This is a genomic window from Elusimicrobiaceae bacterium (assembly GCA_017528825.1).
Lineage (GTDB): Bacteria > Elusimicrobiota > Elusimicrobia > Elusimicrobiales > Elusimicrobiaceae > Avelusimicrobium.
The window spans coordinates 14,667-33,781 of record JAFXOI010000031.1; the positions used below are offsets into that span (position 1 = coordinate 14,667).

General features: G+C 45.8%; 16 protein-coding genes. 12 read left to right on the forward strand and 4 right to left on the reverse strand.

The genetic code is table 11. From position 1 onward, the window contains the following. Positions 1-3: 3 nt before the first annotated feature. A complete protein-coding gene (locus tag IKN49_05630; protein ID MBR3632517.1) occupies positions 4-2,037 on the reverse strand; it encodes a PBP1A family penicillin-binding protein in 2,034 nt (677 codons plus the stop codon). A 306-nt stretch (positions 2,038-2,343) separates the two neighbouring features. Between IKN49_05630 and IKN49_05635 the strand changes: the two genes are divergently transcribed. The 4 genes from IKN49_05635 to IKN49_05650 are packed head-to-tail and all read left to right on the forward strand — an operon-like array spanning position 2,344 to position 5,447. Further along, on the forward strand, positions 2,344-3,450 hold the full coding sequence (locus IKN49_05635) for a sensor histidine kinase (GenBank protein ID MBR3632518.1): 1,107 nt from the start codon (positions 2,344-2,346) through the stop codon (positions 3,448-3,450). Continuing rightward, a complete protein-coding gene (locus IKN49_05640; GenBank protein ID MBR3632519.1) occupies positions 3,447-4,094 on the forward strand; it encodes a response regulator transcription factor in 648 nt (215 codons plus the stop codon). The genes IKN49_05635 and IKN49_05640 overlap by 4 nt, the downstream gene beginning before the upstream one ends. Before the next feature lie 9 nt (positions 4,095-4,103). After that, positions 4,104-4,685, forward strand: a complete 582-nt coding sequence (gene rsmD / locus IKN49_05645; GenBank protein ID MBR3632520.1) for a 16S rRNA (guanine(966)-N(2))-methyltransferase RsmD — start codon at positions 4,104-4,106, stop codon at positions 4,683-4,685. After that, on the forward strand, positions 4,686-5,447 hold the full coding sequence (locus IKN49_05650; protein MBR3632521.1) for a PD-(D/E)XK nuclease family protein: 762 nt from the start codon (positions 4,686-4,688) through the stop codon (positions 5,445-5,447). A 63-nt stretch (positions 5,448-5,510) separates the two neighbouring features. Here IKN49_05650 and IKN49_05655 read toward each other — a convergent pair whose 3' ends face one another. Genes IKN49_05655 through sixA form a run of 3 tightly spaced genes read right to left on the reverse strand, consistent with a single transcriptional unit; the run spans position 5,511 to position 7,661 of the window. Next, positions 5,511-6,398: a DMT family transporter gene (locus IKN49_05655; protein ID MBR3632522.1), complete on the reverse strand. Its 888-nt coding sequence runs from the start codon at positions 6,396-6,398 to the stop codon at positions 5,511-5,513. A 31-nt stretch (positions 6,399-6,429) separates the two neighbouring features. Further along, the gene (locus IKN49_05660; GenBank protein MBR3632523.1) at positions 6,430-7,215 is read right to left on the reverse strand and encodes an undecaprenyl-diphosphate phosphatase; all 786 of its coding nucleotides are present in this window, start codon (positions 7,213-7,215) and stop codon (positions 6,430-6,432) included. Further along, the gene (sixA, locus tag IKN49_05665) at positions 7,212-7,661 is read right to left on the reverse strand and encodes a phosphohistidine phosphatase SixA (protein ID MBR3632524.1); all 450 of its coding nucleotides are present in this window, start codon (positions 7,659-7,661) and stop codon (positions 7,212-7,214) included. The genes IKN49_05660 and sixA overlap by 4 nt, the downstream gene beginning before the upstream one ends. A gap of 74 nt (positions 7,662-7,735) precedes the next feature. Here sixA and IKN49_05670 point away from each other — a divergent pair, with 74 nt between their 5' ends. The 8 genes from IKN49_05670 (at position 7,736) to trpS (ending at position 19,113) form a co-directional block, all read left to right on the forward strand. Then, positions 7,736-10,756, forward strand: a complete 3,021-nt coding sequence (locus IKN49_05670; protein ID MBR3632525.1) for an exodeoxyribonuclease V subunit gamma — start codon at positions 7,736-7,738, stop codon at positions 10,754-10,756. Beyond that, complete coding sequence (locus tag IKN49_05675; GenBank protein MBR3632526.1) at positions 10,753-13,944, forward strand: UvrD-helicase domain-containing protein; 3,192 nt, start codon at positions 10,753-10,755, stop codon at positions 13,942-13,944. The genes IKN49_05670 and IKN49_05675 overlap by 4 nt, the downstream gene beginning before the upstream one ends. A 32-nt stretch (positions 13,945-13,976) precedes the next feature. After that, a complete protein-coding gene (locus IKN49_05680; protein MBR3632527.1) occupies positions 13,977-14,279 on the forward strand; it encodes a YbaB/EbfC family nucleoid-associated protein in 303 nt (100 codons plus the stop codon). A 66-nt stretch (positions 14,280-14,345) separates the two neighbouring features. Continuing rightward, positions 14,346-15,260, forward strand: a complete 915-nt coding sequence (locus IKN49_05685; GenBank protein ID MBR3632528.1) for an aldo/keto reductase — start codon at positions 14,346-14,348, stop codon at positions 15,258-15,260. Further along, complete coding sequence (locus tag IKN49_05690) at positions 15,250-16,545, forward strand: hypothetical protein (protein MBR3632529.1); 1,296 nt, start codon at positions 15,250-15,252, stop codon at positions 16,543-16,545. The genes IKN49_05685 and IKN49_05690 overlap by 11 nt, the downstream gene beginning before the upstream one ends. Positions 16,546-16,828: 283 nt before the next feature. Beyond that, positions 16,829-17,344, forward strand: coding sequence for a prepilin-type N-terminal cleavage/methylation domain-containing protein (locus IKN49_05695; GenBank protein MBR3632530.1), 516 nt, complete (start codon positions 16,829-16,831; stop codon positions 17,342-17,344). Between the two features lie 68 nt (positions 17,345-17,412). Continuing rightward, positions 17,413-18,048 carry a site-2 protease family protein gene (locus tag IKN49_05700; protein ID MBR3632531.1) on the forward strand — a complete coding sequence of 212 codons (636 nt, stop codon included), beginning with the start codon at positions 17,413-17,415 and terminating at the stop codon, positions 18,046-18,048. Positions 18,049-18,054: 6 nt separating this feature from the next. Continuing rightward, positions 18,055-19,113 (forward strand): tryptophan--tRNA ligase, encoded by a 1,059-nt coding sequence (gene trpS / locus IKN49_05705; GenBank protein MBR3632532.1) that lies wholly within the window; start codon positions 18,055-18,057, stop codon positions 19,111-19,113. The last annotated feature ends 2 nt before the right edge of the window (positions 19,114-19,115 follow it).

Consider the following 19,115-nt stretch of genomic DNA (forward strand, 5'->3'; position numbering starts at 1 on the left):
CCTCTAAAAGCTGGACGGTTCGGTACCTTTTTTGAAAGCTTCTAAAAATTTATTTGGGTCCGTGGGGGTGGCCAATTTGCCTGTAGTGGGGTTAATATAGGAGAAAGAAATCCCTTCCGGTACCGGGAAATCATCCGTCGGTTCCTCTTTTAAAATCTGCTCCATGATATCTGTCCACCAGCGTGCCGTGGTGCTACCGGTCCAATGATATTGTTCTTGTGAGGTATCATCATCATAACCCATCCAAGCAGCTGCGGCGGTGTGCGGAGTCATGCCCACAAACCACATATCACGATGGCTCTGTGTAGTACCGGTCTTTCCGGCGATAGGACGCCCAAGCCGATTGGCTGCCGTGCCGCTACCGCGCTGTACGACCCCTTTCATCATGTTAATGAGTAAATACGAATCTTGCGGAGAGAAGGCTTCTTTTTCTTGGGAAATATGTTCTTCCAAGATGCGCCCATTGTTGTCTTCCACCCGTTCTATGTAGTAATTATCGGTGTGAATGCCGCCATTGGCAAAAGTAGACAGTGCGGCTAAATGTTCGTCCATATTAATTACACTGACCCCTAACGCCAGTGCCGGTACATTGGGAAGCGGTGCAGTCAATCCGGCCTTACGCGCTACGTCAATGACACGTTGCGGGGTAATAGCATCAATAAGGTTGACGGCCACCAAGTTTTTGGATTTTTCCAAGGCGCGGCGCATGGTAATCCAGCCATCACTGCGACCTCCATAGTTTTGGGGCACCCAAACGTTAAAGGATTTGTTGCCGATAAACGATTGTGAAGCTAAATCTAAAGAATATAAATCGGCATTCTCATCAAACGTATGCCAGTTGCGTCCGTCAAAATAAAACATAGTTGGCAAATCTTTGACCAAAGTAGCGGGAGTATAACCTTGTTGCAAAGCGGCCATCCAAACATAGGGCTTGAAAGAGGAACCCGGTTGGCGGTAGGCTTGCGTGGCGCGGTTAAATTTGCTGTCAGAAAAACTACGCCCGCCGATCATCACCCGCACGGCTCCGGTTTTTACATCACGCACTAAGAACGCACCTTGCAATCTCGGGTAGTCTTCCCGCGGGGTGTTTTCGGCATTTTCTTCCGAAAGATTGCGGGTGTCGGCCTCGGCATCGTTTGGGTCTATCTCAATGCCCATACCTTTGGCAATAACAGCATCCAGCTCCAACAATTTTTGATTCATAATTTGCTCGGCCTGGATCTGTTGGTCTAAGTCTAAGGTCGTGTAAATGTTGAGGCCGCCTTTCCATAAGGTTTCTGTGCCGTATTTGGGCTCTAGGATACGACGGATATGTTCAATAAAGTACAAGGCCGGTTTGTCTCCTTGTGCAGACGGTTCTTTTTGAGGAAGCGGTTCGGCTTTGGCTTTTTCCAACGCTTCTTTGTCTAAATATCCTTGGTCATACATAACCTGTAGCACGAGATCGCGCCGCATTTTGGAGCGCTCGGGGTTGGCAAACGGATTGTAGTTACCCGGTGAAGGAATTAGGCCGATTAATAAAGCAGATTCACCGGTGGTCAGTTCGGAAAGGTCTTTGTTAAAATACCGCTTTGCCGCTGCCTTGACTCCGTACGCACCGCTGCCTAAATAGATTTCGTTCAGATAAAGCTGTAAAATTTCGGGTTTACTAAAGCTATATTCGATTTGAACGGCCAAAATAATTTCACGTATTTTTCGAATCAGTTTTTTCTGTTGGGTTAAGAAAACGCCTCTGGTAAGTTGCTGAGTCAGCGTAGAGGCCCCTTGGGAAGCACGGCGAGTGCGTAAGTCCTGCCATAAGGCGCGGAAAATACCCCGCACGGAAAAACCTGCATGTTGGAAGAAATCTCTGTCTTCCATGGCTACTACGCCGTTTTGCAGATCTACCGGAATTTCCTCTAGCGGCACCATACTGCGTTTTTCAATAGAAAATTCATGAATGAGTTGACCGTTGCGGTCGAATACTTTGGTAGTCAGCGAAGGGGTATATTCTTCCATTTCATACACGGGTGGAATGCCGGAAAAAATATAACGCATAAATACAGCGCCCCCTATGATAGAGGCAAACAAGACTATCAACAGGAAAAAAATAAAAAATTTAGAGAATAAAATATTCCGGATTAAACGCATATTTTTATTATACAAAACTTGTCTGCCTTTACAGTTTAGGCTCGCACTACATTATATAACCCTTTTGTAGGAAGGGAAAAACAGTCGGTGAAGTAAGTATGAGAATAGGTTGCAAGAGGGGAATTTAATCTAATCGGCAGGAGTGAGCTTGAAAATTTGCTATCTGTAATCTCAAAAAAATAGTAAAATCTATCTATAATCGGGGGGCCTGGTATGTCTTCATCCAAAAAACCGAAATCTTGTGTCTATTCGTGTCCGGCCGAGTGCGGGGAAACCGCCCGTTTTGTACCGGATAGCCCAGCGCTTGCTTGCTTTAAGGAACAAGGGGTGGAAGGATATGACTTGGTGTATATTGCCGATACACATAATCGGCAGGTGTTTCTTTTCGGTACGCCAAAAGGAGCTGCCGCGCAAGTGGAAGTAGACTTGGCGCAACCGGTGCATGAACAGGCTCATCAAAAAGCGGCTGCCGGAGAAGTGATCAGCTATGAGTGGAGTGCTTGTCAGGGGGAAAATAACTGTTTTTTCCAAACGACACTCATCCCTTTGCGGGATCAAAAAGGTCAAGTGGGCAGTGTGTTGGGTTTGGTAAAAAACATTACCGATTGGGCCTATGAATATCATCATACCCGTTTTTTGAAAGAAGTCGGTCGGCGCACTTTTCCGCAAGTGTTGCTTATGGCACGGGAAGAAGAACGCCGCAAATTATCCTCGGCTTTGCATGATGAAATCGGTTCTTCGGCGGTTATTTTGACTTCTCTGCTCAGTATGGTTAAAGACAGCGTGAGTACGCAAGACCAAGCGCAGGCTCTGAAAGATATTGCCGCTTTGGATAAACAAATCAAAGACAGTATTGAGCGTATTAAAAACATTGTGGTGAGTATGCGGCCGCCCAATTTAGAGACGGTGGAATTGGCCGAGGCCGTGCGGGATATGGTAGAAAATGTCACCCGTTACCGTGACATTAAGCCCTCGTTTCACTTTGAGGCAGATGATGAGTTAAAGATGTCTGATGAAGTGAAAATCGTATTGTACCGTGTGGCGCAGGAAAGTTTGAACAATATCTTGAAACATTCCCAAGCTACGAAAATGGATATTTATATCAAACGCGGAGTAAAAGAAGTAACTTTACGCATTACCGATAACGGAAAAGGATTTAAGCAAAACAAACAACGCTCAATAGACCATGTGGGGCTACTTTCCATGCGGGATAGTGTGGCTTATTTGGGTGGTAAATTTACAATTAAAAGCGAACTTGGAAAAGGCACGGTGGTAGAAGTGACGTGTCCCAAGATCGTATACGGGGAGATAAATCGATGAGTATAAAAGTAGTATTAGCGGATGATCATGCCATTGTGCGTGACGGCGTACGTGCCGTGCTAGAGCGCAAGGGCAAGGATATGGAAGTGGTGGCCGAAATTTCCAACGGAAAGGAATTGGTGGAATGGGCGGCTAACCATGATGCGGATGTATATGTGGTGGATATTTCTATGCCGGTATTAAATGGTATTGAATCCACTCACCAATTGATGAAACTTAAACCGGAAGCCAAAGTAGTGATGCTTAGCATGTATGACGACCGCGTTTCCGTAGAAAAAGCGCTCAAAGCCGGAGCTAAAGGATTTATTGTTAAAGTATCTACGGCCGATGAAATTGTAGATGCTATTCGCGAAGTAGCCGGCGGACGTTTTTATCTATGCAGCAAAGTGTCTAAGTACATTGTGCAGGGGTTTTTGGGTAAAACCTCTCCGCGCAGACGCGACGGCACCGGACTTACCCCCAAAGAGAAAGAAGTATTGCAACTAATTGCCGAGGGGTACAGCAGTAAACAAATTGCCAAAACATTTAACTTATCCTTAAATACCATTCACGTGCACCGCAATAACATTATGCGTAAGCTGAATATTCATAAACAAGCTGAGCTGGTGCGCTATGCCATTAAGGAAGGGATTGCTCAACTATAAGGAGTTTTTATGCGTATTATTGCCGGTACTGCACGAGGACGTCGTATTTTCTCTGTGTCTAAAAAATTGCCTGTTAAACCCATTTCAGACCGTATCAAACAGTCTGTGTTTGATATTTTGCGGCCGCGTTTGACGGGGGCCATGTGGCTAGATTTGTTCGCCGGTACCGGCAATGTATCGCTGGAAGCTCTTTCGCGCGGAGCGGTGAGAGTGGTGTCGGTAGATCGGGAACCTGCCTGTATTAAAAACATACACCGCAATTTGGCACATTTGGGTTTTGAAGATCGCGCGCGGGTGATCAAAGCGGATATCTTAAAACCGCTGGACTTTTTGCTTTCCTATAGTGATAATGAGGGCTATGACATCATTTTCATGGGGCCGCCGTATCGCGACTTGAACAATAAAATGTTATCTTTTTCCGAGCCGGCCCTTAAAAATGTAGCGGAAGCTAAATTGTTGGCACCCAAAGGAATTATTGTGTTGCAAACGCATAAAACAGAGAATTTCGCGGTGCCGGAGAATTTGGAAATTTACCGGCAGGAAAAATACGGGGACACCCTCGTCCATTTTTTGCGCTACAAGGCGGCCTAAATGTATAACGATGTACATGAACTAAATTTTTCTAAAATCAAAACCTACTTAGAGTGTCCGCTCTTGTATAAGTACAAATACATAGACGGCCGCAAAGAAGGGCTGGTGGCGGCCTCGTCACTAGGAGTGTCTATACATCGTACATTGGAGCAGTACCACCGCCATAGCAATGACCCTTCTGAATTGTTAGCCTATTATGATGATTGCTGGTTGGGAGCCGGTTATAAAAGTGCGGCCGAGCAAATGGAGTATTACCTCAAGGGAAAACAACAACTGGAAAAATATGCCGAGCGGGAATATGCACGCAAAACGACGGTGGACAGCACGGAGCGTGAGTTTATTTTTACCGAAGGCAAATGGACCCTGCGCGGCAAAATTGACCGTACCGATAAACATCCTGATGGTAGTTGGGAAGTGATTGATTATAAAACCGGCGACGACATTGATTTGGAAGCGCAAATTACCGATTCATTGCAAATGGGCATTTATGCCATCGGCGCGCAACGCGCGTGGAACATAAAAAAAGGAAAAGCCAGTTTTTATTTTACGGCTTTTGACAAAGTGGTCAGCGCACCGTTTGAAGCCTTTGACGAGGCTAAAATTTTAGGCAAGTTTATAGAAGTGGGGCAGAAAATAGAAGCCGAACAATTTGAGCCGGATACCTCTCATTGTGCCACGTGCGCTTTCCGCAACCGTTGCGAAAAATCTATCTGCCCCGACGAAGAGAAAGAACCCGACTTTAGCGGCAACACCCCGGCTTAACATTAAGGAAGAGAATAAAAACGAATTCCTTTTTTATAAACATTTCCGGCAATAAATAAAGTCTTATTTTTCTTGAACCGGTTTTTGAATCAGGGCTGCACTAACTAAAATAATAATTAGCCCTATCACTTCGTGTATAGTGGGCATGCGTCCGGAAATTAAAATGTCTGTTAGCATGGCAACTACCGGAGTAAAATAACTGACGGCCGAAGTACGCGTCGATCCCCAGCGTTTGAGTAGTGCTACCAACAGTAAAAATGCGATTGCGGAAGAAAACACCCCTGCGCAAATAATGGAAATAATCACTTTGCCGGAAAATACAGACCAAGCGGGAAGTGGCTCTGTAAATAAGGCTACCACCAGCAAAATAACGGCTGAAAATACATACTGATGAAAAGCATTAGCTTCCAAGGTGGTGCTATGGTCATCTACCATTACTTTTTTAGTCATTACATTGCCTAAAGCATACGACCACGCCATCAGTAGTACCGCAAAGCAACCATACAAAGCATGCGGATTGTCCCCTAACGATAAGGTGGGCCACATAATTACCGTAACACCACACATACCTAACAGCACACCGCATGCCCGCAACCAGGTAAAACGGTCCACTCCTTTGAGCAGTACTGCTCCGGCAATAAAAGCCCATATCGGTACAGTGCCATTAAAGATACCTCCCAGAGTAGGGGAAATGAAACTCATCCCCCAAGAGCGTGCCGCAAACGGGAATAAAATTAATAAAAATCCGACTAACCAAGGACGCCAAATTTGTTTGCGGGAAATACGCAAACTTTTGCCTTGGATCATATAAAAACCCGCCAAGAAAATAAGGCCGGCTAACACAATATATAAGGTGCTCCAACAAGGAGGTAAAGCCGTTACAATATTTTTAGTAGCCAAAAATACCGTTCCCCAACAGAGTGCTAAACAAAACGCTAAAAAATAACTCATAAGTTCTCCTTTTTTTCTCCTAGTGCAAATTTTATCCGTGTATGTGGGCGTACCATGCAATAATGGCACATCCCAGTAGCAAGCGGTATATTACGAAAACAGAAAATGTATGGCTTTTAATGTACTTCATTAAACCACCGATTACAAACAGCGCTCCGATAAACGCGCTGAAAAATCCACATATCAGAGCGGTATTTAAATCCGTCCATGAAAGTTTTGTTATTTCTAACAGTGCCGCACCGGCAATAATCGGAGCGGAAAGTAAAAAAGAAATGCGCGTACTTTGCGTGCGTGAAAACCCTAACAATAATGCCGCCGTAATGGTGATACCGCTACGCGATACGCCGGGCATTAGGGCTAAGGCTTGCGCACAACCAATCAGCAACAGGGTGTTTAGCGTAATTGGGGCGTCGGGCCCGGTTTTACTGCGGCGGTCCGCCCAGCCCAAGAGAAGCGCAAAGAGCATTAAACACGCCGCAATGGAAAGCGGATTTCTAAAAATAGTTTCCACTTGGTGGTGTAAGCATACTCCGGCTATGGCCGCCGGTAAAGTAGCCAAAGCTAGTAACCACAAAATTTTTCCTTGGGGGGTGCGCGGTTGCGTCAAACCGTTTTTGATAATTTGTACCCAATCTTTGGCAAAATATAACAGCACCGCCAGTAATGTGGCCAAGTGCAGCAGTACGTCAAACGTAACTCCTTGATAAACCTGCCCTCTGAAAAAAGGCAGTAGCACCAAGTGGGCCGAGCTGGAAATCGGTAAAAATTCGCCCAACGCTTGCAACAATCCTAACAGAACAGCATCCAAAATGGTCATGAAATCTCCTTAAATGTGACGATAGGTTTATTAAAATCAGTCACATCAAAAGCCATGGCATTGCCGGGGCGGAAAGAAATATATTGTCCATTTAATAGTTCGGCGGCTAAACTGATATTGGGGTTATGTCCCACCAGTAAAACGCAATCGTATTCCGCCAAATACTCCTGCGCTAAATCTACTAGACCAGCGGCACTTAAACGGCCATCCAAACTGCCTTCTATCTGAGGAGTGATTCCCCAAGCATTAGCGGCTAATTGAGCACTTTGTTGGGCGCGTAGTAAAGGACTGCATAAAATCAATTGCGGGGTAAACCCGGCCTGTTTTAGCATTTGCCCGGTGCGACTGGCTTGTTCTTCGCCTTCTGTTGTGAGAGGACGTTGTGCATCGCTGGTAGCTGCAAATCCGGCTTGACCGTGACGCATTAAAATCAGTATTTTTTTCATATTTCAAAATGCGCCGCAACAAGCCGCGCCAAAAATGCAATAATGTATAAAATACCTTATTACTATAGCATTTTATGAGCACTTATTATGGGCCTTATCAGGCTTTAGAAAAGAAATTTTTGGCATATGCCTCTGCTTTGCAACCCGGCCCGCAACGTCCGGTGTTGGTGCTATGTCCGTCCGGCCGAATGGCGGAATATTTACGACGTAAATTGGCGCGCCGCAACGGCTTGATTAGTAATGTGTTTTTTGTCACCTTTTCCCAACTCATTTCTACCTTGGATGCAGAAAACGGAAATAATCAGCTTGCTTTATTGCCAAACGATCATTTTCACGATTATTTATTGAAACAAACTTTACAAACAAACGGTTTGAACCGCTATCCGGTGAGCCGCGGGTTTCTCAATGCATTAAAATCTTCGCTACGCGATTTGGCCGATTCGCTGGCCGATCCTGTCGTCTTACAAGAACACGCAGACACATTTACAGACCCCTTTCTGCAAGAAGATGCCGCTCATTGGCAATGGCTGGTGCAAGTGTACAAGGCCTATCAGCAAAAATTAGATCAAGTGCCCGGGTACCGTTCCTATCAGCAATACTTTACACAAGCCTTACAACAGGCGTCGCAAGGTAGCCGCTGGCTACATTCTTTTCAAGAAATTTTAGTATATGGGTTTTACGAATTGACCGGCCGCCAATTGGAGTTATTTCAAGTGCTAAGATCCCATTATCCGGTAACGGTTTTTTGGGCCTATGCCGATACGCCGTCTTTTGCTTTCGGGCGTAAATTTTTTGAAACCAATATCGCCGGTAGTCCTAGCTGCATGGCTCTGCCCAACAAAGGCGAGGCGGAAAGCGTGGGAGCTGTGGCGGATTATTTATTTACACCGCAAGCCGCGCCACGTAAACCGGACGGTTTGCACTTAGTTTTTGCTCCGGATCCGCAAGGAGAATTGTTCTTTGTAGCAAAGGAAATGTTGCGCTTACATGAACAGCAAGACATCGCCTGGGAGGACATGGCGGTTGTGGCCCGTTCTTTGGGTCCCTATCAACTGACATTGCCCGGTTTGTTTGCGGAAAATGCCATTGCTTTCCAAGCAGATTTTTCAACGGGTTTAGAGGCGCACCCGCTGGGCGTATTTTGGCTTAATTTAATCTCTTTGGCACGCAATGGTTTTGACAGAGAACAGTTGCTCGCTGTCATTAATAGTCCGTATTTTGCCGGTCAAAATCAATGGCGCTATTTGGTAGAAGAAAGTTTGGCCGAGCGTGATTACAACCAATGGGCAGATTTAGTACGTCCCGGCTTAAAACACTATGATCCTGCCTTCCTGCAATGGTTAGAGCAAATAAAAGGGCAATTGGAATTTTTAGAAAAAGCACTTTCCTGGACGAGTTTATCTCAGGCCACTTTGGCTCTTTTGCAACAATATACTAATACCGCCATTTTTACCTCGCAGGAGCAATCTCTGTGGCAACAGGTACAAGAGGCGGTGAATAGTTTTGCCCGTTATGAAACGATTGCTTGTGAAGCTCAACGCGGAGAATTTGTAGAAGAATTGTTAGCCGCTTGGAAGGCAATAACCGTGCATGAGGTGTACAATCCGGCCGGGGCGGTAACAGTAGGAGAGGTGCAAAGTCTGCGCGGTATGGAATTTAAGGTAATTTTTCTGTTAGGTGCCAACGAAAAAATCTTTCCACAAGTGATTCGGGAAGATCCGGTGCTTAAAGATTATTACCGCCGCATCTTGCGCGACCAATTGGGGTTTTGGATGAATCAAAAAATGGAGCGTTTTGAGGAAGAACGCTTGCTATTTTCCGGTGTGGTGCAGACTGCCCGACAACAATTGTATGTCTCTTTCTTGCGAGAAGATGAAGCCAAAAAAGCACTTGTGCCGTCCAGTTATGTGGTGGAATTGGCCCGGGCGGCCGGGGTGGGATTAACGGAGGAAACACTGCAAAAGGTGCCCGCCCGTCTTTTAGACCGTTTGAGCACCCTAGAAAGCAGTTTATTAACCCGGCAAGAAATCTCACTTATGTTGGCTGCTCAAACGGCCGATGCTTCTGTATATGAACAGGTGGGGCTAAATCGAGCGCAACTTACGGAGCAATTAGAGGCCGCCAAACAAATTGCTACGACTGGTGCTTTAACAGCATATGACGGAATGATTGCCAGCGGAGCGTCCATTTTTCAGGCGCAGCATGCACAAGGGTTTTCTCCCTCGGCACTACAGGATTTGGCTCGTTGTCCGTTAAAATACTTTTTTGCCAAAGGGGTGGGGTTGGCTCATCCCGATGAGGTGCTCAGCCGCAGCGAAATAGCTCCCAATTTGCGCGGTACGATTTACCATGAAGTGCTTATGGACTATTACCAGCGTTTGGATCAAGAGGGTTTGACGGCCGAGCTATTTGATCAAGCCCGCCAAGAACGGGTCAAAGAAGCGTTTGAAGAACGTTATCCGGCAGGAAGCTATAAACAGTTTGGGATTTATCCGGTAATTTGGGATTTGCTGGTGCAAGACATGCAAGAAAAATTAGCCGATTTTGTGGTTAAAGACGCCCAGTATTTAGACGGATATGTGCCGCATATTTTTGAAACCTATTTTGAAAAAATATATCAGCCTTCTGCTCAGTTATCTCTAAAAATAAAAGGAATTATAGACCGGATTGACGTCAACCCCGAACAGAAGACCTTCCGAATTGTAGATTATAAATCCGGCCGGCACGGTGGCAAAAATTTGGCGGCGGATATGTTCAAACAAGTTATTTTGCAACCGTTCCTATACCTGGTTCTGGCCCAGCAACAGTCTTCTACACAGGGATTATCTGCAGACGGAGCGGCTTTGCTAACTATCCAAAAAGGTTATAACCGCCAAGAGCTCAGTCAGGCAGACTTTCAAGCGGTGCAAGAGCGGGCGGCTGATTTTTTCACGTTTCTGATACAACTGGTGCAACAGGGCCAATTTTTTATGCATCCCGGAAAACATTGCGCTTATTGTCCGTACGGTGCTATTTGTCGCAAAGATGTTTTCCGCAGTTTACTGCGGGCCAGCCATAGCAAGCAAGTGCGCGCGTTAGAGGAGGCGACCCAATGAATTTAACCGAAGATCGCCAACTGGTACGCAGCCGATTGGATATTAATTTGGTAGTAGAAGCCGGGGCCGGTACCGGCAAAACCACCTTACTTATTGAGCGATTATGTTTTGCTTTACTGGCGCAAGGGATTTTGGCCCCGCGCTTGGTCGCTTTGACGTTTACGGAGAAGGCAGCGGCAGAAATCAAAACGCGTTTAATGAGTAAACTACAGGCGGTGATTAATGCCGTGCGCCATGGTGAAAAAGACGCCGTGTTGGAATGGCTGCGTGATTATTTCTCTGTGCCAAACGATGATATTGTGGCGCGAGCCGAACTGGCTCTAACGCAGTTAGACCGTAGTCAAATTGGCACCATACACAGTTTTTGTGCCGACATTTTGCGTAGTTTTCCGCTGGAGGCGGGACTGGCACCGCAGGCAGAAATAGATACCGGTTCGCGCGGACAACATATTTTGGAAACAGAGTGGAACCGTTTTTTGGATGTTGAACTGGGCGTGCAGTCTGCGCACGCTACACAATGGAAAGAAGTGCTTTCTTGCATTTCCCTATCTCAGTTATTTAGTTGGGTGCAGGAAATGTGTAGCGGCAAAATTGAGCAATACGATTATTTTGCTCAAAAGGATAAATTAATTGCCGTTTGCCAAGAACGAGCCCTTCAAGCCAACCGGCTTTCTACCGCGTTTTTAGAAAAGGGTAAAAAACCGCGGGCCGTGGAAAATGCTTTGCAGCAAGCCCAGCGTCGTTTCGAACAGGCGGTGGTATGGTTGCAGAGCGGGCAATTACCTGCCGCAGAGGAAGAAACTATTTCCATAGGTTCGTCTGTTCCCAAAGGGTGGGATGTTTCTTCTATAGAGGAAGCCAAAGCCTTGTGTCGTTTTGCAGAGCAGGCAGATCCTTGTGTACAGAGCTTGATTTTGAAAGTACACCGATTGTTAGAAGGCCTAGTTGCGCGCGTGAAACAACGTTATGAAGCGGAAGGTATTTTAAGTTTTGATGATTTGATTGTTAAGACGCGCAATTTACTACGGACTAATTTACTGGTACGCCGTCTGTTGCAAGAAAAATACGATGCTTTTTATATTGATGAATTCCAAGATACCGATCCGGTACAAGGAGAAATCCTATTATTTTTAGCCGAGCAAAAAGGGAACGGGGCTACTAGTTGGCAACAGGTACAGCTCCAACCCGGTAAATTATGCGTAGTGGGAGACCCGAAACAATCTATTTATCGTTTCCGTGGGGCGGATATTACGGCTTATGAATTGTTTACCGATTTGATTTTAAGACAAGGCGGGCAGAAAGCCTATTTGCGTCAAAATTTCCGCAGCGAGCCGGATATTATTTCCCTAACCAATCAGGTTTGTTCTACCGTGATGAAAGAGAAACCGGCTTTTCAACCTGCGTATGAACCTATTTTTACCGCCAAGCCCTTTAAGCAACCGGCTGTAGAAATTACCTTCATCCAAGAGGGAGAAGGACAAGCGGATGATTATCGTCATAATCAAGCCCAATGGGTGGCAAGTTGGATTGAACAGCACGTAGGAAAAGATGTGCTGGCTAACGGGCAGAAACTGGTCTATAAAGATATCGCTATTTTATCGCGTGCCGGGACTACTTTAGGCCCCTATACCGAGGCTTTACGCCGCCGCGGAATTCCTTTCCTAGTAGAAGAGGATCCGGATTTTTACACGCGCCAAGAAATTGCGGATTTGTTAAATTTGTTACGTGTACTGGAAGACCCGCAGAATAAAATTGCTTTAGCCGGAGTGATGCGTAGCCCGCTGGGAGCACTCACGGATGAAGAGTTATACCAGGCGGCCCAACGCAAAGAGTTAGACTTTAGGGTTCCCTCTCAATTTCCAAAACTGGAACGTTTATTTGCGCAATTACGTTATTTATCTGCACAAAAAGGTCGCATGCCGCTACATCAGTTCTTACAATGGATCGTGCAAGAAACCGGTTTGCGTGAGATATGTGCCTATGCTTATGAGGGAGCTAACAGCATAGAACACATCATGCGTTTAGTGTCTTTGGCGCAAGGTTATGCCTTGCAAAATCCGGTCAGCTTGGGGCAATTTTTGGCGCGGGTAGATGATCTGATTACACAAGAGTTAAACCGTCTCACTTCTGCAAGCGGGGAGGCAGCCAGCCAAGCGGTCAATGTAATGAGTATCCATAAATCGAAAGGATTGGAATTTCCGGTGGTGATTTGGGTGGATTTATCCAAGCGGCAAACGCATACGGCCGCTACTCAAGATACTCATTTATATTCGTGGCGTTATAATATACACGGACTAAGAGTAGGCAAGTACGCGGATTTGAATTTAGTTTGGTTGGAAGAAGAACAACGGGAACACAGCCGTTGTGAAGAGGTACGTGTTCTGTATGTAGCTTTAACGCGTGCGCGTGAGAAATTGGTGTTGGTGGGGAATGATTTTGGGGAAACGGGCACGGTAATGGGAGCACTGAAACAAGCCGGTATCCGTCAGGAAAATACAGAAATAAACATACCGATACAATGCAATATCGTGCCCTATGTATCACCGGAAAATTTCATTTATCAACATCAAGTGGCAAAGTCTGCTCGGGTGGAACTTGGCGATTTGGAAAAATGGAAAGAAGCGTATAGTAAGCGGCAAGCGGCTTACGAGCAACACCAACAAAATACGAAATCTTTGTCTCCCTCTAAGCGCACGGAGCATGCGGATATTTCCGACGCGCAAGCGATGCGGTTGGGCAGTGTGGTGCATACTGCCTTGCAACGCTTTGGGCAATATCCGCAAGAAACTGCGCAACAGCTCTTGCAGGCCACACTTTCTGCTGCCGAGCCGGATTTATACGAACGAGCCCTTGCTGTACTAAATTCATTTTGGCAAAGTGAGGCTTTTGAGCAGTTGCGGCAATTAACCCCCTTGGGAACGGAATTGCCTTTCTCACTGGATACTGAGCATGGCGTAGTGAGCGGGATGATTGATTTTTTGGGGCAAGATAAATCGGGCACCGTGTGGGTGCTGGATTATAAAACCGATGAAGTAACCCCCGGGCAAGAGCACATCGCCGCACAAAAATACTGGCCGCAACTGGAAGTGTACCTGCAGGCGGCCCGGCGGCTCTATCCGCAAAAGACCGTAAAAGGAGCCATTGTGTTTATACGCGGTGGCGTATGGGTGGAGTACCCAGGGAAATAATTGCTAAAATTTAAAGAGTATTAGGAGGATATATGTTTGATAAGTTAGGACAATTAAAAGATTTATGGCAGCTGAAAAATCAGATGCAGGAAATTAAAAAGAGACTGGACAATATGGTTGTCAAAGTGTCCAGCCCCAATCACGTGTTTGAAATTACCATTTCCGGCTCTCAGGAAGTCAAGGAAGTGACGGTAGATGCCACGTACAAAAATTTTTCCGAAGTTCAATTAGGCGAAGAATTGAAAACTGCCATCAATAAAGCCGTGCGTGATAGCCAAGCCTTGGCGGCGCAAGCCATGGGCGGGGCCATGGGCATGGAACTGCCGAAAGCATAATATAGCAGATACCCACGCAGTAGAAAATAGTTTCGTAGCGGAGAAGGGAATTTAGCAAGGGAAGGTGTGACGTTGCAAATAGGATCCTTGGAAATTGACCGGATAGGATTAGGCACTTGGGCATTGGGTGGCGGAAAGGATTGGGGAGAAACTCTTGCCGATCAAGCCTATGCCACTGTGTCCGCCGCGATAGACAGAGGCATTGTTTTAATAGATACCGCCCCCGTTTACGGAGCGGGCACATCCGAAGAAATCATAGGCCGCGCGATCTCCTCTTGCCGCCAGCGTGTGGCGTTAGCCACCAAATGCGGCATTTGCTTGCGTGAGGGGCGTCCCGATCACGATTTGCGGCCCCAACGTATTTTGCAGGAATGTGAAAATTCCCTGCGGCGATTGCAGACCGATTATATTGATCTATATCAAATCCACTGGCCGGACCCGAAAGTACCGTTAACGGAAGCGGTCGGTACATTAACACGCCTACAAGAACAGGGAAAAATCCGGGCAATCGGGCTTTGTAATGTATCTGCTGAACAAGTAAAACAAGCCAGCGAAGTAGCCCCTATTACAAGCGTGCAGAGCCGGCTTTCTTTGCTGGATCAAAAGACTCTTTCTTTGGCGGCGTTTTGCCAACAACGGGGGATTTATTTTTGGGCTTATGGCGTGTTGGGGGGAGGCATTTTGACAGGTAAATATACCCAAATGCCTAACTTGCGCCGTTGTGATGCGCGGCGGTATTTTTATCCGCATTATTTTGGGGAAGGATTTCACGCGGCTATGTCCGTGACGCAACGTGTGAAAACGGTGGCGCAACAAAGACAAGTACCCCCTAGTGCGGTAGCTTTGGCGTGGACACTGGCCCAGCCGGGCGTGAGAGGAGTGCTGGCCGGTGCCCGTACGAGTGCTCAAGTGACGGAAAATATACAGGCCTTGTCTTTACAGTTAAGTGCCCAAGAGCAGGAGTTCTTACGTGGAAAGTGAAACACATATTAGCGAATATTTGCAACTGATTTTACCTGCTTTAGGTGTTAATAAACAGCGGGAATTGGGGCGTTTGTTATACGAGATTAACAAACGAGATGCCTTGCCGTTGGCTGAGATATTACCTGCAGAAAAAAATTTAACTTTTGAACGCGCCAAAAACATACTATTACAAAAACGCTATCCGCTTTCCTATAAGACCGCTGCGAAAAACGCATTTTATTTGCCTAAATTGGAGTTTGACCCGGCCCAGCGGGCGGATTTGTCTGGGCGCCCTTTTTCTCCCAAGCAAATATACATAGAAGCCGCGGTGCAAGACAGCCCGTTGGCGCTTCGTGCCCGCCACATGTTTCCGCAGGCACAAGTGGAAATTTTACATGAAAAAAAGACAGTGGGCCAACCTTGCTTTTCTCGTCGTACAGAAACGCTTCTTATTCATCAGGAAAAATATGATTTCGTAAAGCCCTGTCCGTGCTCGCAAGGAAATGCGGGGTGTGGGTATAATTTGATTAATTTGGGATTTGGGTGCCGGTTTGAATGTGAATATTGTTTTTTACAGCAGTATCAAAATTTGCATGCTATTTTGTTGCCGGCCAATATAAACGATTTTTTGGCAAAAATAGATCAAACCACTTGGCGCAAAGGACTTTTTGAACGACCGCGTATCGGTAGCGGAGAATTTACAGACTCATTAGTATTTGACGAATTGACCCAATACACACAAGATATAGTGCCCTTTTTTCGGGCACGGCCGCATTTGCAATTTGAATTCAAAACCAAAAGCACTTGTATTGAAGGATTATTGCGGGCGGGCGGAGCTGAAAATGTGGTGGTGGGTTGGTCTGTAAATGCCCCGCAATTTATTGAAAATGTGGAACATTTAACGCCGGATTTAACCGCCCGTTTGCAGGCCGCTGCACAGGTGGCTCGTGCGGGATATCGTTTAGGTTTTCACTTTGATCCGGTGGTACCGTTTGAAGGATGGCAAACCGCCTACACCCAAGCGGCCGAGCAAATTGCCCGGTCGGTCCCGTTAGACAAGGTGGCATGGATCAGCGTGGGGATGTTGCGCTTTTCCCGCGAACTGAAAAAAGCGGTGGAAAATCGTTTCCCGGAAAATACGATTTTAGACGGTGAATTTTTATTAGATTTTGACGGAAAAATGCGTTATCCTGCCGTTTTAAGGCGAGAAGTATATGGTTATTTTGTGCCGCTTTTGCGCCGCCTTTTCCCTCACACGCAAGTCTATGTATGTATGGAAGCCCCTGAATTCTCCTTACACTAACAAGATAACAAGTACTCTATTCTACATTTGGCATTTCCTACTTATGCTAAGAACAAATCGGCTTTAGAAGCGTAGTAAAAAAGAGACTGGAAACGGAGTAGTCTGTTTGATATGTATGAGCGAAAGGCGAGTTTATCAAACAGCGTTTGCAGTCTCTTTTTTTGCTTCTTTGCCGAGAGTCTTTTTGGATACTTTTTCTTCGGAAAGAAAAAGTATTATAAAAAACACTTGACATCGTTTTTTTTTTTTAGTATCATTTAAAAAAATTATTAAAGGAGGTCGTATGAAAAAAGGTTTTACCTTGATTGAGTTATTGGTGGTTGTTTTAATTATAGGCATTTTATCGGCCATTGCAATTCCCCAATATCAAGTATCGGTAGAAAAAACAAAAGCGGCCAATTTGCTCTCTTTGCTTGCTTCTGTCGCTCAGGCAGAAGAAGTGTATTATTTAGCGAATGGAAAATACACGGATCAAATGCACGATTTGGATGTACAAGTGGATTATGTACGTAATGAAAATAAATACGGTGGAGTAGTATATCAGCTACCAGAAGGGCATTGGTTCATGCTTGATTTTCATGCCTCTGTGGTGCGTGGGGGGACAGATTATGTACAGATAAATCGTTACTTGAATTATTCTCCTCAAGAGAAAAAAGTAGTTTGTTATGCGTTAACAGGAACAATTGGAGAACCAGCGTGTAAAAGTTTGGGGGTTAAAAATTGGACTGGAAGTCAAGGATGTGGAATGACTGGTACCGTTTTGGGAGAGAAAACTTGTCGGTATGGTAATATAGAGTAAAATGATATAAAATCGGTAGGGAGCAAAACTCCCTGTCCGAACGCGCGCATATTTAGTAGAATAGTACTATGGAGTTGTTTCTCATTATACCGATTTTGTTTTTCTCCATTGTGCTACATGAATTTGCGCATGGATATGTGGCCTACCGGATGGGTGATGATACCGCTTATCTGAGGGGTCGTTTAACGTTAAATCCGCTCAAACACATTGATTTGATCGGCACGCTCTTGGTGCCGGCGATATGCTATGTTTCGGGTCTTCCTATGTTTGGCTGGGCCAAACCGGTGCCGGTCAATGCGCAACGTCTTCCTTTTCCGCGCCAAAGTATGGGCAAAGTGGGGCTGGCAGGTCCCACCGCTAATTTACTACTGGCGGTAGTGTTTGCTTTTTTGGCAAAACTCACTTTGGTAAGCGGCGTCCTTTCGGCACAAGGCACCGTGCAAACCGTACAGATTTTATTTTACGGCATACAAATCAACATTTTGTTGGCGGTATTTAATTTAATGCCGATTCCACCGTTAGACGGAGGACATATTTTGGCGGCTTTGTTACCGTTGGACAAGGCATTGAAATACGCCCATTTTTTCGGCCGATACGGTATGTATATCGTGTTGGGGCTTATTATAACGGGGATTTTTAAGTATATTATTTATCCGCCCATGTTTGTGATTGTGCGGGTGATTGGTAAAATTTTTGGACTGTGAGGATTTATGGGACAGGAAATTATTGTTTCGGGAATGCGTCCGACAGGGAAATTACACTTAGGTAATTTTCACGGAGCACTTAAAAACTTTGTGGCGTTGCAAGAAAAATACAACTGTTTTTTCTTCGTGGCAGATTTGCATGCTTTGACCACTTCTTACAAACAAACCGAGAATTTAGCGGCCAATAGTGAGCAAATGCTCATTGACTGGTTGTCTGCCGGAGTGGATCCGAAAAAATGCCATATTTTTATTCAATCCGATGTGCCGGAAGTCAGCGAGCTTAATACGCTACTGGGTATGATTACACCGGTGGGGTGGCTACTGCGTAACCCGACCTATAAAGACCAAGTCAATGAGTTACTAGCCCGAAAATATGCCGGTCAATTACAGGGAGACGAAAATACACCGCTGGCGGAGCGGGTAAAGGGGCTAGCAGATGAAGATATTTCGGTCTATGGATTTTTGGGCTATCCGGTCTTGATGGCTACGGACATTCTCATTCACAAAGCGGCTTTTGTGCCGGTGGGAAAAGATCAGACCGCTCATTTGGAAATTGCGCGGGATTTGGTACGGCGCTTTCATGAAATTTACGGCGTGGAGGATGTATTTATCGAGCCAAAACCACTTTATACGGCGGTGGCATCAGTGCCGGGGCTAGACGGACATAAAATGTCTAAGTCTTATAATAACACCATTGATTTGGGAGAAGATTTGGAAAGTGTGCGCAAGAAAGTAATGTCTATGTTTACCGATCCTACTAAAAAACGCGCCAATGATCCGGCTAATCCCGACAATTGTGTCGTGTATGCATTTCATAAAATTTACAATCCCAATGCCGCTAAACGTTGTGAAGAATGTAAGGCCGGCGCACTGGGATGTGTGGCCTGCAAAAAAGAACTGTTTGCGCTGATGGAGCCGCAGCTCAAAGAATTCTTAGACCGCCGGAAAATGTTTGAACAGGATAAAGGACAGCTGGCCCAGATTCTTAAACAAGGAACCGAAGCGGCTCGCGCCTCGGCGGCGGTTACGTTAAAAGAAGTGAAACGGGCCATGAAATTGAAATAGTA

Excerpts from the sequence above, each read along its gene's own strand:
- IKN49_05630 (MBR3632517.1), bottom strand. The coding sequence starts at position 2,037 with ATGCGTTATATTTTTTCCGGCATTCCACCCGTGTATGAAATGGAAGAA.
- IKN49_05635 (MBR3632518.1), top strand. The coding sequence starts at position 2,344 with ATGTCTTCATCCAAAAAACCGAAATCTTGTGTCTATTCGTGTCCGGCC.
- IKN49_05640 (MBR3632519.1), top strand. The coding sequence starts at position 3,447 with ATGAGTATAAAAGTAGTATTAGCGGATGATCATGCCATTGTGCGTGAC.
- rsmD (MBR3632520.1), top strand. The coding sequence starts at position 4,104 with ATGCGTATTATTGCCGGTACTGCACGAGGACGTCGTATTTTCTCTGTG.
- IKN49_05650 (MBR3632521.1), top strand. The coding sequence starts at position 4,686 with ATGTATAACGATGTACATGAACTAAATTTTTCTAAAATCAAAACCTAC.
- IKN49_05655 (MBR3632522.1), bottom strand. The coding sequence starts at position 6,398 with ATGAGTTATTTTTTAGCGTTTTGTTTAGCACTCTGTTGGGGAACGGTA.
- IKN49_05660 (MBR3632523.1), bottom strand. The coding sequence starts at position 7,215 with ATGACCATTTTGGATGCTGTTCTGTTAGGATTGTTGCAAGCGTTGGGC.
- sixA (MBR3632524.1), bottom strand. The coding sequence starts at position 7,661 with ATGAAAAAAATACTGATTTTAATGCGTCACGGTCAAGCCGGATTTGCA.
- IKN49_05670 (MBR3632525.1), top strand. The coding sequence starts at position 7,736 with ATGAGCACTTATTATGGGCCTTATCAGGCTTTAGAAAAGAAATTTTTG.
- IKN49_05675 (MBR3632526.1), top strand. The coding sequence starts at position 10,753 with ATGAATTTAACCGAAGATCGCCAACTGGTACGCAGCCGATTGGATATT.
- IKN49_05680 (MBR3632527.1), top strand. The coding sequence starts at position 13,977 with ATGTTTGATAAGTTAGGACAATTAAAAGATTTATGGCAGCTGAAAAAT.
- IKN49_05695 (MBR3632530.1), top strand. The coding sequence starts at position 16,829 with ATGAAAAAAGGTTTTACCTTGATTGAGTTATTGGTGGTTGTTTTAATT.
- IKN49_05700 (MBR3632531.1), top strand. The coding sequence starts at position 17,413 with ATGGAGTTGTTTCTCATTATACCGATTTTGTTTTTCTCCATTGTGCTA.
- trpS (MBR3632532.1), top strand. The coding sequence starts at position 18,055 with ATGGGACAGGAAATTATTGTTTCGGGAATGCGTCCGACAGGGAAATTA.